The organism is Pseudomonas sp. LS_2 (assembly GCF_042709235.1).
In the GTDB taxonomy this organism is placed as follows: domain Bacteria; phylum Pseudomonadota; class Gammaproteobacteria; order Pseudomonadales; family Pseudomonadaceae; genus Aquipseudomonas.
Window position 1 is genome coordinate 1 of record NZ_JAVAYC010000010.1, and the last position, 15,148, is coordinate 15,148.

Below are 15,148 nucleotides of genomic sequence, written 5' to 3' on the forward strand. Positions count from 1 at the left end.
GCTTTGAAAGCGGGCTTTTTTGTATGGCGGACTCAGGAGGATTCGAACCTCCGACCGCTCGGTTCGTAGCCGAGTACTCTATCCAGCTGAGCTATGAGTCCGGGGTTGGTAGTTTTAGACCAGGTTACCACTGGTTGACTGAAGCACTTCGCAAGCAAAGCCACTTCAAGAAATGGCGGACCCAAGAGGATTCGAACCTCTGACCGCTCGGTTCGTAGCCGAGTACTCTATCCAGCTGAGCTATGGGTCCGTTTCGGTAGTTTTAGACCAGGTTACCACTGGTGGAATACAGCGTCTTCAGAAGAAAATCGCCATATTAAATGGCGGACTCAGGAGGATTCGAACCTCCGACCGCTCGGTTCGTAGCCGAGTACTCTATCCAGCTGAGCTATGAGTCCGTGTCTTGCCGCGCATTATAGTTCGCTTCATTCTTTTTCCAAGTACTTTTTCGTTTAATTTCAACGACTTAAGCAACTTGTTAGTTTCGAAGCGCCCTACACGAAAAATGGCGGTGAAGGGGGGATTCGAACCCCCGATACCCTTATGAGGTATACTCCCTTAGCAGGGGAGCGCCTTCGGCCACTCGGCCACCTCACCGCAACACGAGGCGAATATTAAACACACCCCTCCTCGTTTGCAACCCTTTTTTTGAAAAAAACTTCAAAAAAATTAAAGGCTTGGCTCCTCGTCCTTCTCTTTCTTGATCCGCAGGTAGATTTCCTCACGGTGGACGGCCACTTCCTTGGGCGCGCTCACGCCGATACGCACCTGGTTGCCTTTGACACCCAGGACCGTAACAGTGATTTCACCATCACCAATGATCAGGCTCTCGGCGCACCGACGAGTCAGAATCAGCATCGTTTTCTCCTCACGCAATTCATTCAGGGACAACAGTCTTTTGGTTTAGGGCCTGCGCTGGGGACGACAGCGCAGTCTTGCGCAACCGCATGGCGAATGAACACCACGACAGCCAGAAACACGAAGGGCGCGGCAGTAGCCGCGCCCTTGAGGCAATGCCTTACTCGCCCTGTCGGGCAGGTGCGTCCAGCTCGAAGGCGGTGTGCAGGGCGCGTACCGCCAACTCCAGGTACTTCTCCTCGATGACCACCGACACCTTGATCTCCGAGGTGGAAATCATCTGGATGTTGATGCTCTCCTTGGCCAGGGCCTCGAACATACGGCTGGCAACGCCCGCGTGGGAGCGCATGCCGACACCGACGATGGACACCTTGGCAATCTTGGTGTCGCCGATCACTTCACGGGCGCCGATCTCGCGCGCGGTATTCTCCAGCACGCTGTGGGCCTTCTCGTACTCGTTGCGGTGTACGGTGAAGGTGAAGTCGGTGGTGTTATCGTGCGAGACGTTCTGCACGATCATGTCCACTTCGATGTTCGCGGCGCTGATCGGGCCGAGGATCTTGAAGGCGACGCCCGGGGTGTCCGGGACGCCACGAATGGTCAGCTTCGCTTCATCACGGTTGAAGGCGATACCGGAAATGATCGGCTGTTCCATGGATTCCTCTTCATCAATGGTAATGAGGGTACCCGGACCCTCCTTGAAGCTGTGCAGCACGCGCAGCGGAACGTTGTACTTGCCGGCGAACTCCACCGAGCGGATCTGCAGCACCTTGGAGCCGAGGCTGGCCATTTCCAGCATCTCCTCGAAGGTGATCTTCTCCAGGCGGCGAGCCTGGGGCACCACACGCGGGTCGGTGGTGTAAACGCCATCGACATCGGTGTAGATCTGGCACTCGTCGGCCTTCAGCGCCGCAGCCAGGGCCACGCCGGTGGTATCGGAGCCGCCACGGCCCAGGGTGGTGATGCTGCCCTGCTCGTCGACACCCTGGAAACCTGCAACCACCACCACCCGGCCGGCCTTGAGGTCGGCACGGATCTTCTGATCGTCGATTTGCAGGATGCGCGCCTTGTTATGCGCGCTGTCGGTGAGAATACGCACCTGGTTCCCGGTGTAGGACACTGCAGGCACGCCACGCTTGATCAAGGCCATGGCCAGCAGCGCGATGGTCACCTGCTCGCCGGTCGAGACGATCACGTCCAGCTCACGCGGCTCCGGCTGATCGCTGATCTGCTTGGCCAGATCGATCAGGCGGTTGGTTTCCCCACTCATGGCCGACAGTACAACCACCAGGTCATCGCCAGCGTCACGGTGTTTCTTGACCTTGTCGGCCACCTGCTCGATCCGCTCGATGGAGCCGACGGAGGTGCCGCCAAATTTCTGTACGATCAACGCCATTTCAAAGTGCCTCAGCCCACGAAGGGCACCCAGTAATCAATCCAACATGAAGCGGCCGGTGCTAGACCACCGGCCGCTTCATCTTATAGCCCCTGCTCGGCGAACGGCACGGCCAGTGCCAGAGCCTGGTCCAGCGCAGCGACGTCGACGCCACCACCCTGTGCCATGTCCGGACGGCCACCGCCCTTGCCGCCAACCGCCGCAGCGGCCTGCTTCATCAGATCACCAGCCTTGAGTTGGCCGGAGAGGTCCTTGGTCACGCCGGCTACCAGCACGACCTTGCCCTCATGCTCGCTGCCCAGCAGGATCACTGCATGGCCGAGCTTGTTCTTCAGTTGATCGACCAGGGCCAACAGGGCCTTGCCGTCCTGACCATCCAGGCGTGCGGCGAGTACCTTGGCACCCTTGACCTCAACGGCCGCATTGGAGAGATCGTCCCCTGCGGCGCTGGCGGCCTTGGCCTGCAGCTGCTCGAGCTGCTTTTCCAACTGGCGGTTGCGCTCGAGCACAGCCGACAGCTTGTCGATCAGGTTTTCACGGTTGCCCTTGACCAGCTGGGCGGCTTCCTTGACCTGCTCTTCGGCAGCGTTCAGGTAGGCCAGCGCCGCAGCCCCGGTGACCGCCTCGATACGGCGTACACCCGAGGCCACACCGCCCTCGCTGATGATCTTGAACAAGCTGATGTCGCCGGTGCGCTTGGCGTGGATACCCCCGCACAGCTCCACCGAGAAGTCGCCACCCATGCTCAGCACACGCACGGTGTCACCGTACTTTTCACCGAACAGCGCCATGGCGCCCTTGGCCTTGGCGGTTTCGATATCGGTCAGTTCGGTCTCGACCGCGGTGTTCTTGCGCACTTCGCGGTTGACGATGTCTTCCAGGGCCTTGATCTGCTCGGGCTTGACGGCCTCGAAGTGGCTGAAGTCGAAACGCAGGCGCTGGCTGTCGACCAGCGAGCCCTTCTGCTGTACGTGCTCGCCCAGCACCTGGCGCAGCGCTTCGTGCAGCAGATGGGTGGCGGAGTGGTTCAGCGAGGTGGCGTGCTGGACCTCGGCATCGACCTTGGCCTCGACTGGCGAGCCGATCAGCAGCGCACCGCTGGCGACCACGCCGTGGTGCAGGAAGGCGCCGCCGGTCTTGGTGGTATCGCGCACATCGAAGCGCGCAGCGCCCGCTTGCAGGTACCCGGTGTCGCCCACCTGGCCACCGGACTCGGCATAGAACGGGGTGCGGTCCAGCACCACGACACCCTGCTCGCCCTCACCCAGCTGGTCGACGGACTGGCCGTCCTTGTACAGGGCAATGACCTTGCCCTGGCCTTCGGTGGCGTCGTAGCCCAGGAAATCGGTGGCCACATCGACCTTGACCAGGCTGTTGTAGTCCATGCCGAAGGCGCTGGCGGAGCGGGCGCGCTCACGCTGGGCATCCATCTCGCGCTCGAAGCCCGCTTCATCGATGGTCAGCTCGCGCTCGCGGGCGATGTCGGCGGTCAGGTCCATGGGGAAGCCATAGGTGTCGTACAGCTTGAACACCACGTCACCCGGCACGACCTTGCCCTGCAACTGGGCCAGGTCCGCCTCGAGGATGCGCAGGCCCTGCTCCAGGGTCTTGGCGAACTGCTCTTCCTCGGCCTTGAGCACGCGCTCGATGTGCGACTGCTGGTTCTTGAGCTCAGGGAAGGCCTCACCCATCTCGGCGGCCAGGGCGGCAACGATCTGGTAGAAGAAGCTGCCCTTGGCACCCAGCTTGTTGCCATGGCGGCAGGCGCGGCGAATGATGCGGCGCAGCACGTAGCCACGGCCTTCGTTGGACGGCAGCACGCCGTCGGCGATCAGGAAGCCGCAGGAACGGATGTGGTCTGCCACCACCTTCAAGGAAGCCTGGCCGTCGTTGCTGCAACCGATGGCCTTGGCGGCGGCCGCCAGCAGGTTCTGGAACAGGTCGATCTCATAGTTCGAGTGCACATGCTGCATCACCGCACTGATGCGCTCCAGGCCCATGCCGGTGTCCACCGAAGGCGCTGGCAGCGGGTGCAGGATGCCATCGGCGGTTCGGTTGAACTGCATGAAGACGTTGTTCCAGATCTCGATGTAGCGGTCGCCGTCTTCTTCCGGCGAGCCGGGTGGGCCGCCCCAGATGTCGGCGCCGTGGTCGTAGAAGATCTCGGTGCAAGGGCCGCATGGGCCAGTGTCGCCCATGGTCCAGAAGTTGTCGGAAGCGTACGGCGCGCCCTTGTTGTCGCCGATACGCACCATGCGCTCGGCAGGTACGCCGACTTCCTTGGTCCAGATGTCGTAGGCCTCGTCATCGCTGGCATAGACCGTGACCCAGAGTTTTTCCTTGGGCAGGTTCAGCCATTTTTCCGAGGTCAGGAAGGTCCAGGCGAAAGTAATGGCGTCGCGCTTGAAATAGTCACCGAAGCTGAAGTTGCCCAGCATCTCGAAGAAGGTGTGGTGGCGCGCGGTATAGCCGACGTTTTCCAGGTCGTTGTGCTTGCCGCCGGCGCGTACGCACTTCTGGCTGCTGACCGCGCGGGTGTAGGCGCGCTTTTCCTGGCCGAGGAAGCAGTCCTTGAACTGGTTCATACCGGCGTTGGTGAACAGCAGGGTCGGGTCATTGCCCGGAATCAGGGAGCTGGAGGCGACTCGGGTATGCCCCTGCTCCTCGAAGAAGCGGAGGAAGGCTTCACGGATTTCTGCGCTTTTCATAGGTTCTTCCACGGAAACGGCGGCCCTTTGGGCTAACTCGTCGGATCGACGAAACGACGGCAAAGGGCCGCATTATATCGGTCCTGCAGTTCGGGTGCAGTGTGTTTATGCGATAGAAACGATCAATCGGAGGCTTTTTATAGCGCCGATGGGCAAAAAGGGCATGAAAAGATGCCAAGGCCTGGGTTTTGCCGCTGACAAACCCATTAGCGCGCAGGTTGAGGCAAAAGGGAACAGGCGGGGGATGAAAGGAATTTCAGGGGAGCAGAAGCCTTGGAATATGCGCCGCCTTCTTCGCGGAGCAAGCCCGCGCCTGCAGGTAATTACAGCGGGTTCTCCCACGAAGAGGCAGGCACAGCGACCGCAACTAGCCCAGCCGCTGCCCGGAATCCGGCACAACCAGGATGCCCGCACGCAAGCCGTTCTTGACCTTGGGGTTGGGGAAGATGATCCGTGCGCCCTCCTCTTCGACCACCCAGCGCGTCTCGGCCAGGTCCTCGGCCAACAGGTAGCCCTTGCTCAGCTCGGAGAAATTCTCGATGTCCGCCGGCAGGTGCAGATGGAAGCTGTCGCTGTGCTTGATGATCTCGCGCGCCACGCTGAACAGCTTGAGGCCATCCAGGTTCTGCTCGGTCTCAGGCTCGGTGCCTTCGATCAGCTGAACCAGCCGCACTTCGAGCTTGTCGAGGTTGACCTGCTCGTTCTGCCCGAAAGGCCGCGCCTTGCCCAGTTCCAGGGTGAAGGCTTCGGCATCGAGCTGCTCGTAGGTGAACGCGCTGAAGGTGATCGACGGCTTGCTTTGCAGCAGCACCGCCTCCATTCCCGCCGCCGCCAAGCGTGCCAGCTCGCGGCGCGAATGCTTGCGTCCTTCCTTGAACGGATAGAGCGCGAACTGTTCGATCTTCGAACCGCGAATCGCAGTATGCAGGTCGTAATGCAGGCGGGTGCGCTCAGGCTTGCTGAAGAACACCCGGGCGAATTGCTCGAGTTCCGCAGCGCGTAACGCCTCGAACCCACTGGATAGCTCGTGACGGCCATTGAACAGGCGGTTGATGTCCTGCTCGATGTAGCGCTCGCCCTTGCGGATCGCCGCCGGGTTGCCGAACAGGAACAGCACCCGCGCACGCGGCTTGATGGTGCCGTTGGCCACCCCATGCAGGAGTTTTTCCAGCAGCTCGATCGGCGCGGTTTCATTGCCGTGGATGCCGGCCGACAACAGCAGGTCGAGGCCACAGTCGTCGTTCTCCGGCGGACGCACCTCCAGCGCCCCCTCCCCCAGCCAGCGCAGACGCACGCCCCGGGTGGTCACTTGGGTCTTCTCGGCCGGTTCGTGATCGGTCAGGGTCAGCTCAAGCAGTTTGCCAAGGGCGAGCATAGGGCGCTTCCTTAGTGGTGGTGACCGCAGTCCGGGCCGTGCACATGGTCGTCATCGTCGCCCAGGTCGGCAGGTTCCATCTCCAGCTCCAGGGTCACCAAATTGGTGGCCATCGGGCGCAGCAGCAGGTTGGCGTACTCGGTATCGCCCTCCTCCACGTCGACACCGATCAGCAGCTGGCCACGGCCATCCTGCTGGATCCACACTTCCTTGCCCTGCCAGATCACGGCAAAGCGGGTGCAGGAGGTTTCCAGCTGGGTGCCGTCTTCGTCTTCCAGGAGCAGGCGCAGGGCGTCGGACATTGCAAATTCTCTCTTCAAGGGTGGCGTTGGAAGGGATAGACCGAACCCAGCTTGAGGATCTGGGTCAGTTCATCCAGTGCCGTACGGCATTCGTCCAGCAGTTGCGGGTCGGCAAGGTCCGCTTCGCCAAGGCGATCGCGGTAGTGCTTGTCGACCCATTGCACCAGCGTGTCGTACAGCGAGGCGCTCATGATAACGCCTGGATTGACCGCCGCCAGTTCGGTTTCCTTCAAAGCCACGCGCAGGCGCAGGCAAGCCGGGCCACCGCCGTTCTGCATGCTCTGCTTGAGGTCGAATACCTTGACCTCTTTCACAGCGCCTCCCTGGCTGGTCAACTGCCCCAGGTAGCGCCAGACGCGCTCGTTGTTGCGGCATTCCTCGGGCACTACCAGCAACATGGAGCCATCTTCGCGAGACAGCAGCTGGCTGTTGAACAGGTAGGAACGCACTGCGTCCTCTACGCCGACCGCAGCACGCGGCACGCGAATGGCCTGGAAGTTACCGCCCTTGCTGGCCAGTTTAGCTTGCAGTTGGCCAAGTACCGCGTCGGTCTCGAGGAAGGCATCCTCGTGGTAGAACAGCACCTCGCCGTTGCCCACCGAAATCACGTCGTTGTGGAACACACCCTGATCGATCACCGCCGGGTTCTGTTGAGCGTAGACCACGCCATCCTCGCGCAGCCCATGCAGGCGAGCGACTGCCTGGGAGGCCTCGAGGGTCTGGCGCGCCGGGTACTTCTGCGGCGCCGGGTAACGGCTGTCGAAGGCGCTGCGACCATAGACGAAGAATTCCACGCCCGGCTCGCCGTAGGCGCGGCAGAACCGCGTATGGTTGGCGGCGCCTTCGTCGCCGAACTGCGCCACGGCTGGCAGCGCCTGGTGATGGGCGAAGTGCTGCTCATTGGCGAACATCGCGCCGAGCACGCGGCTGGTGGTGGGGTGCTCGATGCTGCGGTGGTACTTGCAATTGAGGTTGGCGGCGGTGAAATGCACGCGGCCGTCAGCGGTGTCGGCACTGGGGCTGACGGTGGCGGCGTTGGCCACCCACATGCTCGAGGCCGAGCAACTGGCCACCAGCAGCGGCATCGCCTCCTTGGCAGCGCGACGGATTACCTCGGCGTCGCTGCCGGTAAAGCCCAGGCGGCGCAGGGCGGCGACATCCGGGCGCTCCTGGGGGGCCAGCACGCCCTGCTTGAAGCCCATGTCGGCCAGGGCTTTCATTTTCGCCAGGCCCTGACGCGCTGCTTCCCGCGGATTGGAGGCTTGTTGGCTGTTGCTTTGCGAAGCCACGTTGCCATACGACAGGCCGCCGTAGTTGTGGGTCGGGCCCACCAGGCCATCAAAGTTCACTTCATAGGATTTCATCGGCTAACTCCGAGACCTGTTGTTATAGGGTGACGCCCGGCGTCAGGGTCGCCGGCAAGGCAAGGCTGGCGGTCTCCAGCGAGGCTACGGGGTAGGCGCAGTAGTCCGCCGCGTAGTAGGCGCTGGCGCGGTGGTTGCCACTGGCGCCCACACCGCCGAACGGCGCACTGCTGGCGGCGCCGGTAAGTTGCTTGTTCCAGTTGACGATGCCGGCCCGGCTGCGCAGCCAGAAGTGCTGGTAGCGGGCGTTGGAGTCCGACAGCAGGCCAGCGGCCAGGCCGTACTGGGTGTTGTTGGACTCGACGATGGCGGCATCGAAGTCGGCGTAGCGGATCACTTGCAGCAGTGGCCCAAAGAACTCTTCGTCGGGACGCTCGGCCACCTGGGTGACGTCGACAATACCGGGCGTCAGCAGCGCTGCCCCGGCCTGCGGCTGGGTCATTTCCAGCAACGCCACGGCACCCTTGGCAAGCAACTCGGCCTGGGCGGCAAGCAGCGCCTGGGCGGCCTGTAGCGAAATCACCGAGCCCATGAACGGTGGCGGCTGCTGGTCGAAGGCACCGACGCTGATGCTGCGGCTGACCTCGACCAGACGGGCGATCAAGCGGTCGCCCCAGGCGCCCTGGGGCACCAACAGGCGGCGCGCGCAGGTGCAACGCTGCCCGGCGGAAATGAACGCCGACTGGATGATGGTGTAAACGGCGGCGTCCAGGTCCTTGACCTCATCGACCACCAGCGGGTTATTGCCGCCCATCTCCAGTGCCAGGATCTTGTCCGGACGCCCGGCGAACTGCTGGTGCAGCAGGTTGCCGGTGCGGCTGGAACCGGTAAAGAACAACCCATCGATGCCCGGATTGGCCGCCAGCGCCACGCCGGTTTCACGGGCGCCCTGCACCAGGTTGAGCACACCGGCAGGCAGGCCTGCTTCGACCCAGCACTTGACCGTCAGCTCGGCTACCCCGGGGGTCAGCTCGCTGGGCTTGAACACCACACAGTTGCCCGCCAGCAGCGCTGGCACGATGTGCCCATTGGGCAAGTGGCCGGGGAAGTTGTAAGGACCGAACACTGCCACCACGCCATGGGGTTTGTGGCGCAGCACGGCGGTGGCATCAGCCAGCGGCCCGCTCTTCTCACCCGTGCGTTCGCGGTAGCTCTGCACCGAGATGGCCACCTTGTTGACCATGCTGGTGACTTCGGTGGCCGACTCCCAGAGTGGCTTGCCGGTTTCCTCGCCAATGCAGCGTGCCAGCTCCTCGGCCCTGGCCTTGAGCTTCTCGGCGAACGCCTCCAACACAGAGACTCGCGCTTGCAGGCTCAGTTGCGCCCAGGCCGGGAACGCCTCGCGCGCGGCCTGTACGGCGGCCTCGACCTGCCCGGCATTGGCGCCTTGTCCTTGCCAGACCACTGCCTGGGTAACGGGGTTCAGCGATTGCAGGGCCTCGCCCTGCCCGGCCTGCCACTGGCCTGCGATGTAATGCGTAGTCATTTACTGAGCCTCCCGGCCGGCGGACAACGGCACGCCGCGCACATGGTCGCCCGCGCCCAGGCGCAGGCGCTTGGCGGTCAATGGATCGACCACCAAGGTGCCAGCCGCCAGGCGGGCCGGGGCTGCGGTAATGCGGCAGTCTTCGCGCTTGCGGTTGTGGATGATATAGGGGGTGGCGTCGTCACCCGGCGTGCCCACGGCCAGCACCAGGGTCTGGCTATCACGCACCGCGCGGATCTTCGCGGTATCGCACTCGATGGCCGGGCCTGCGTCGAAGATGTCGACGTAGCCTTGGTAGTTGAAGCCCTCGCGCTTGAGCATGGCCAACGCAGGCTCGGTGTCCGGGTGCACGCGACCGATGACGGTGCGCGCAGCCTCCGACAGGAAACAGGTGTACAGCGGGAACTTGGGCATCAGCTCGGCGATGAACGACTTGTTGCCGACACCCGTGAGGTAGTCGGCCTGGCTGAATTCCATCTTGAAGAAGTGTCGCCCCAGGCACTCCCAGAAAGGCGAGCGTCCGGCAGCGTCGGACATGCCGCGCATCTCGGCGATGATCTTGTTGCCGAACAGCTCGGGGAACTCGGCGATGAACAACATGCGTGCCTTGGACAGCAGGCGGCCGTTAAGGCCGTTGCGATGGTCGCTGCGCAGGAACAGCGAGCACAGTTCGGAGTTGCCGGTCAGGTCGTTGGCCAGGAACAACGTCGGGATCTCGCGGTAGATCTTCAGTTCCTGGGAGGCGCTGACGGTCAACCCCACCCGGTAGTTGTACCAGGGCTCGCGCAGGCCGACCGCACCGGCGATGGCGCTGATGCCCACCACCAAGCCTTCATCGTTCTCCAGCACGAACAGGTAGTCGGTATCACCACGCTCGGCCTGGCCGCTGAAACTCTTCTCGGCCCAGCCGACCCGGTGCCCGAGGCGTTCCTCGTTGGCCGGCAAGGTGGTCAGCCCGGTGGTGCCGGTGCTGCGAGCCAATTCGATCAGCGCGGGTAGGTCGCTGCTGCGTACGGGACGAACGATCATGCTATCTCCTTGTGCGGCGGCCAGTGCCTGCCGCGAAACGCGCTTGCGTATGCGTGCGGGGGCTCAGGCGGCAACCAGGCGGACACTGCCGCCCTCGCCGACACCCAGTGCCTCGGCGGCCTCACGACTGAGGCTGACCGGCTTGCCGGGCACCCAGTCCAGGTCCAGCAGTACCGCGCGGTAGTCCTGCAACTGGCCGTTGCACACCAGGTACGGGCGCCCCCCCTTGACCTCGGCCTCGTCGAGCTTCACCGGCACCACGCGGCTCTGGGCGATGGAGCGAATGCTCGAGACCCGTGCATGCAGGGTCGGGCCACCGTCGAAGATGTCGATGTAGTGCTCGGTCTCGAAGCCTTCGCGCATGAGGATATCGAAGGTGATCTGCGCCCGTGGGTGTACCTGGCCCATGGCCTCCTGCGCCTCGTCGTGCAGCAGCGGCACGTAGATCGGGTAGTGCGGCATCAGCTCGGCCAGGAAGGTACGGCTCTTCAGACCGCAAAGGCGTTCGGCGTCGGCGTAGTTGAGGTCGAAGAAGTTGCGCCCGATGGCATCCCAGAACGGCGACTCGCCCGCCTCGTCGCTGTAGCCGACTATTTCGGTCACCACCGATTCGGCGAAACGCTCCGGGTGCGAGGCCATGAACAACAGCCGGCCACGGGAATTCAGCTCGGCCCAGCCGCTGTTCACCAGCTCCGGCAGTACATAGAAGCTGGTCAGCAGGCTGTTGCCGGTGAGGTCGTGGCACAGCGACAGGACGTGGATCTTGTTATGGATCTTCAGCTCTCGCGAGGCGTGCACGAAAGTCTCGTTGCGAAAGCTGTAGAACGGCTCGGAATAGCCGGCCGAGGCGACGATCGCCGAACAGCCGGCGAGCTTGCCGCTGGTGCTGTCTTCGAGCACGAAGAAGTAGCTTTCCTCGCCGTTGAAACTCACTTCGGCGGCGAACGAGGTTTCCGAGGCAGCGATCTTGTCGCCCAGGCGCCCGGCGTCGTCCGGCAACGAGGTGACACCAATGGGGCTGTCGGCAGCCATGCGCTGCACTTCGTTCAGATCAGCCATTTGCGCGGGGCGCATCACCAGCATGGTGTCACTCCTTTCGGGAAAGCGGGCCGAAACGGTCGGCACGAAAAAACGGCGGGTACCGTCAGGCAGGCACCCGCACTGGAATCCAGGTATCGCCGGCCCCAAGCAGCTTGGGGCTGGCGAAAGGGGCAATCAGCCCTGGGTCAGCTTGGCCACGGCGCGCTCGAAGCGGGCCAGGCCTTCGTCGATGTCGGCGTCCTCCACCACCAGGCTCGGGGCGAAGCGCACCACGTCAGGACCAGCCTGCAACACCATCACGCCTTCCTTCTCGGCGGCATTGAGTACGTCCTTGGCCTTGCCCTTCCAGGCTTCGGTCAGCACGCAGCCGATCAGCAGGCCAACGCCACGCACCTGGCTGAACAGGTGGTGCTGCTGGCCGATCTTTTCCAGACGCACCTTGAAACGCTCGTGCTTGGCCTTGATGCCGGCGAGAGTCTGCGGGGTATTGACCACATCCAGCACCGCGCAAGCCACGGCGCAGGCCAGTGGGTTGCCGCCATATGTGGTGCCGTGGGTGCCAACCGCCAGGTGCTTGGCAAGCTCGGTGGTGGTGAGCATGGCGCCAATGGGGAAGCCGCCGCCCAGGCTCTTGGCGCTGGTGAGGATGTCCGGGGTGACACCATAGTGCTGGTAGGCGTACAGCGAGCCGGTACGGCCGACGCCGGTCTGCACTTCGTCGAAGATCAACAGCGCGTTGTGCTCGTCGCACAGCTTGCGGGCGCCTTCCAGGTAGGCAAGGTCGGCCGGCACCACGCCGCTTTCACCCTGGATCGGCTCGATCACCACCGCACAGGTCTTGTCGGAGATCTGCGCCTTGAGCGCTTCCAGGTCGTTGTACGGCACGTGGCTGATGCCGGTGATCTTCGGGCCGAAGCCGTCGGAGTACTTCGGCTGGCCACCGACGCTGACGGTGAACAGGGTGCGCCCGTGGAAGCTGTTCAGGGTGGCGATGATTTCGTGCTTTTGCGGGCCGAAGCGGTCGTGACCGACACGGCGGGCCAGCTTGAAGGCGGCCTCGTTGGCCTCGGCGCCGGAGTTGCAGAAGAACGCACGCTCGGCAAAGGTTGCCTCGACCAGTTTGTGCGCCAGGCGCAGGGCCGGTTCGTTGGTGAATACGTTGGATACGTGCCAGAGGGTATTGGCCTGGTCGGTCAGGGCCTTGACCAGCGCGGGGTGGCAATGACCCAGGGCGTTGACCGCGATGCCGCCGGCAAAGTCGACCAGCTCACGACCGGCCTGGTCCCATACTCGGGAACCCTCGCCTCGCACAGGAATGAAGGCCGCCGGCGAATAGTTGGGAACCATGACCTGGTCGAAATCGGCACGTTGCACCGGGGCTTGCTCAACGGACATCTGAGTCTCCTGAAGAGGAACGCTGGCCTGGAAATGGCGAGCGATGGGGGGATTGTAAGGACTGATCGGCGCCTGTCCTTGCTGCCAGGCGACAACTTGTTACAGCGCCAAACCCTGTTTTACCTGGGTTTTCGGCAATGCGACAAACACTGTCGCAATCGCGCAGTGTAACGGGAGAGCGGGGTTGGGTGAACGGGTGTTCACACTGGATGTGGGTTGGACCTCGGACGCATTCGCGGGCACGCCCACTTCTACAGACAGAGCGCCGCTCTCGAGGTTACCGGCGCACCCATAGGTGCGGGCTTGCCGGCGAAAGGGCCGACGCAGACGCACAAGGACGTCAGCCCTTCTCCGCCGGCGCCGAGCTCAGCTCGAACGGGCTGCTGCTACGCCGCTGGTTACGGTCTTCGCGCGGCGTGGCGCCAAAGAAGTTGCGGTAGGCGCTGGAGAAATGCGGCCCGGAGGAAAACCCGCACGACAGGCCGATCTGGATGATCGATTTGCTGGTCTGCATCAGCATCTGCCGCGCCTTGTTCAGGCGCAATTCCAGGTAATACTGGCTGGGCACGCGGTTGAGGTACTGCTTGAAGATCCGCTCCAGCTGGCGACGCGACACGCACACATGCTGGGCGATCTCGTCGGTGGTCAGCGGCTCCTCGATATTCGCCTCCATCAACAGCACCGCCTGGGTCAGCTTCGGATGGCTGGAGCCCAGGCGGTTCTGCAGCGGAATGCGCTGGCGCTCGCCGCCCTCGCGGATACGCTCGACCACCAGCTCTTCGGAAACCGCCCCCGCCAGCTCCGCACCATGGTCGCGGGCCAGCACCGCCAGCAACAGGTCGGTGACGGCCATGCCACCACAGGCGGTCAGGCGGTCGCGGTCCCAGTCGAACAGGTGGCTGGTGGCGATGACCTTGGGGAAGCGCTCGGCGAAATCATCCTGCCAGCGCCAGTGCACCGCCGCCCGATAACCATCGAGCAACCCCAGCAACGCCAGCGGGTAGACCCCGGCGGACAGCCCGCCGATCATGCAGCCAGTGCGCGACAGTTGCTTGAGTGCCGCCGACAGTGCCGAGCCGACCGCCAGAGGCGTTTCGTCAGCCAACAGAAAAAGCTTTTGGCAACCCTCCAGGCGGCCGTTCCACGGCTCGCCGGGCATGCGCCAGGCCCCTTCCTGCGGCGCTTCGGCCTGCAGGAACACCAGCTCGTAGACCACATCCGGATGCACCCGCTGGGCAATCCGCAACACCTCCTCGGCAAGCGCCAGGGTCAGCGGCCGGGTGCCGGGCCAGAGGAGAAAACCGATGCGCTGGGTGGTCATAGGGCGTGGTCCGAAACCTGTTCGAGTCTGTAGCGGCGGGTCATGCCGCGCTCGCTGCGCAGCATGCCCTATTCTGGTGCAAAGGTGCAGCCTTTACTTCAGGCTGCCGGAAAGAAACTGCTTGAGACGCTCGGACTGCGGGTTCACCAGCACCTCGCGCGGGTTGCCACGCTCCTCCACCAGCCCCTTGTGCAGGAACACCAACTGGTTGGACACCTCACGGGCAAAACCCATCTCGTGAGTGACAACCACCATGGTACGCCCCTCCTGGGCCAGCGACTGCATGACCTTGAGCACGTCGCCGACCAGCTCGGGGTCGAGCGCCGAGGTCGGTTCGTCGAACAGCATTACCTCAGGTTCCATGGCCAGGGCACGGGCAATCGCCACGCGCTGCTGCTCGCCGCCGGACATATGGCCGGGGAAAGCATCCTTGCGGTGTGCCACGCCGACCTTGGCCAGGTAGTGCTCGGCCTTCTCCAGCGCTTCCTTCTTGCTTACGCCCAGCACATGCACCGGCGCTTCGATGATGTTTTCCAGAGCAGTCATGTGCGCCCACAGGTTGAAGTGCTGGAACACCATCGACAGGCGCGAGCGCATGCGTTGCAACTGCTTGGCGTCGGCGGCCTTCAGCGCACCGTCCTTGCCGGGCACCAGCTTCAACTCTTCGTTGTTGAGCAGGATCTTGCCGGCATGGGGCTGCTCGAGCAGGTTGATGCAGCGCAGGAAGGTCGACTTGCCCGAACCACTGGAGCCGATGATGCTGATCACATCACCCGCCTTGGCCTCGAGGGAGACGCCCTTGAGCACTTCATGGCTGCCGTAGCGCTTGTGCAGGTCTTGGACTTGGAGTTTGTACATGCTGTCGGTTCTCAC

At 63.3% G+C, this 15,148-nt stretch carries 12 protein-coding genes and 4 tRNA genes; all 16 read right to left on the minus strand.

Annotated elements, in window-relative coordinates:
* Positions 1-24: 24 nt before the first annotated feature.
* A tRNA-Arg gene (locus RAC97_RS11230) sits at positions 25-101 on the minus strand.
* Between the two features lie 72 nt (positions 102-173).
* A tRNA-Arg gene (locus RAC97_RS11235) sits at positions 174-250 on the minus strand.
* Between the two features lie 71 nt (positions 251-321).
* A tRNA-Arg gene (locus RAC97_RS11240) sits at positions 322-398 on the minus strand.
* Positions 399-506: 108 nt separating this feature from the next.
* Positions 507-597, minus strand: a tRNA-Ser gene (locus tag RAC97_RS11245).
* 72 nt (positions 598-669) lie between these two features.
* Entirely contained in the window at positions 670-858 is a 189-nt protein-coding gene (csrA, locus tag RAC97_RS11250; RefSeq protein ID WP_003254503.1) for a carbon storage regulator CsrA, read from the minus strand.
* A gap of 160 nt (positions 859-1,018) precedes the next feature.
* The gene (locus tag RAC97_RS11255) at positions 1,019-2,254 is read right to left on the minus strand and encodes an aspartate kinase (RefSeq protein ID WP_375101586.1); all 1,236 of its coding nucleotides are present in this window, start codon (positions 2,252-2,254) and stop codon (positions 1,019-1,021) included.
* An 83-nt stretch (positions 2,255-2,337) separates the two neighbouring features.
* Complete coding sequence (gene alaS, locus RAC97_RS11260) at positions 2,338-4,962, minus strand: alanine--tRNA ligase (protein ID WP_375101585.1); 2,625 nt, start codon at positions 4,960-4,962, stop codon at positions 2,338-2,340.
* A 367-nt stretch (positions 4,963-5,329) separates the two neighbouring features.
* A complete protein-coding gene (gene astE, locus RAC97_RS11265) occupies positions 5,330-6,337 on the minus strand; it encodes a succinylglutamate desuccinylase (protein WP_375101584.1) in 1,008 nt (335 codons plus the stop codon).
* A gap of 11 nt (positions 6,338-6,348) precedes the next feature.
* The gene (locus RAC97_RS11270) at positions 6,349-6,639 is read right to left on the minus strand and encodes a topoisomerase II (protein ID WP_375101583.1); all 291 of its coding nucleotides are present in this window, start codon (positions 6,637-6,639) and stop codon (positions 6,349-6,351) included.
* Between the two features lie 14 nt (positions 6,640-6,653).
* Complete coding sequence (gene astB, locus RAC97_RS11275) at positions 6,654-8,003, minus strand: N-succinylarginine dihydrolase (RefSeq protein ID WP_375101582.1); 1,350 nt, start codon at positions 8,001-8,003, stop codon at positions 6,654-6,656.
* Between the two features lie 22 nt (positions 8,004-8,025).
* Positions 8,026-9,489 carry a succinylglutamate-semialdehyde dehydrogenase gene (gene astD, locus RAC97_RS11280; protein WP_375101581.1) on the minus strand — a complete coding sequence of 488 codons (1,464 nt, stop codon included), beginning with the start codon at positions 9,487-9,489 and terminating at the stop codon, positions 8,026-8,028.
* The gene (astA, locus tag RAC97_RS11285) at positions 9,490-10,518 is read right to left on the minus strand and encodes an arginine N-succinyltransferase (RefSeq protein ID WP_375101580.1); all 1,029 of its coding nucleotides are present in this window, start codon (positions 10,516-10,518) and stop codon (positions 9,490-9,492) included.
* A 63-nt stretch (positions 10,519-10,581) separates the two neighbouring features.
* Positions 10,582-11,601 carry an arginine/ornithine succinyltransferase subunit alpha gene (gene aruF / locus RAC97_RS11290; protein ID WP_375101579.1) on the minus strand — a complete coding sequence of 340 codons (1,020 nt, stop codon included), beginning with the start codon at positions 11,599-11,601 and terminating at the stop codon, positions 10,582-10,584.
* 132 nt (positions 11,602-11,733) lie between these two features.
* The gene (locus tag RAC97_RS11295) at positions 11,734-12,954 is read right to left on the minus strand and encodes an aspartate aminotransferase family protein (RefSeq protein WP_375101578.1); all 1,221 of its coding nucleotides are present in this window, start codon (positions 12,952-12,954) and stop codon (positions 11,734-11,736) included.
* Between the two features lie 340 nt (positions 12,955-13,294).
* Complete coding sequence (gene argR, locus RAC97_RS11300; protein ID WP_375101577.1) at positions 13,295-14,275, minus strand: transcriptional regulator ArgR; 981 nt, start codon at positions 14,273-14,275, stop codon at positions 13,295-13,297.
* A 93-nt stretch (positions 14,276-14,368) separates the two neighbouring features.
* On the minus strand, positions 14,369-15,133 hold the full coding sequence (locus RAC97_RS11305) for an ABC transporter ATP-binding protein (protein WP_375101576.1): 765 nt from the start codon (positions 15,131-15,133) through the stop codon (positions 14,369-14,371).
* Positions 15,134-15,148: the final 15 nt, after the last annotated feature.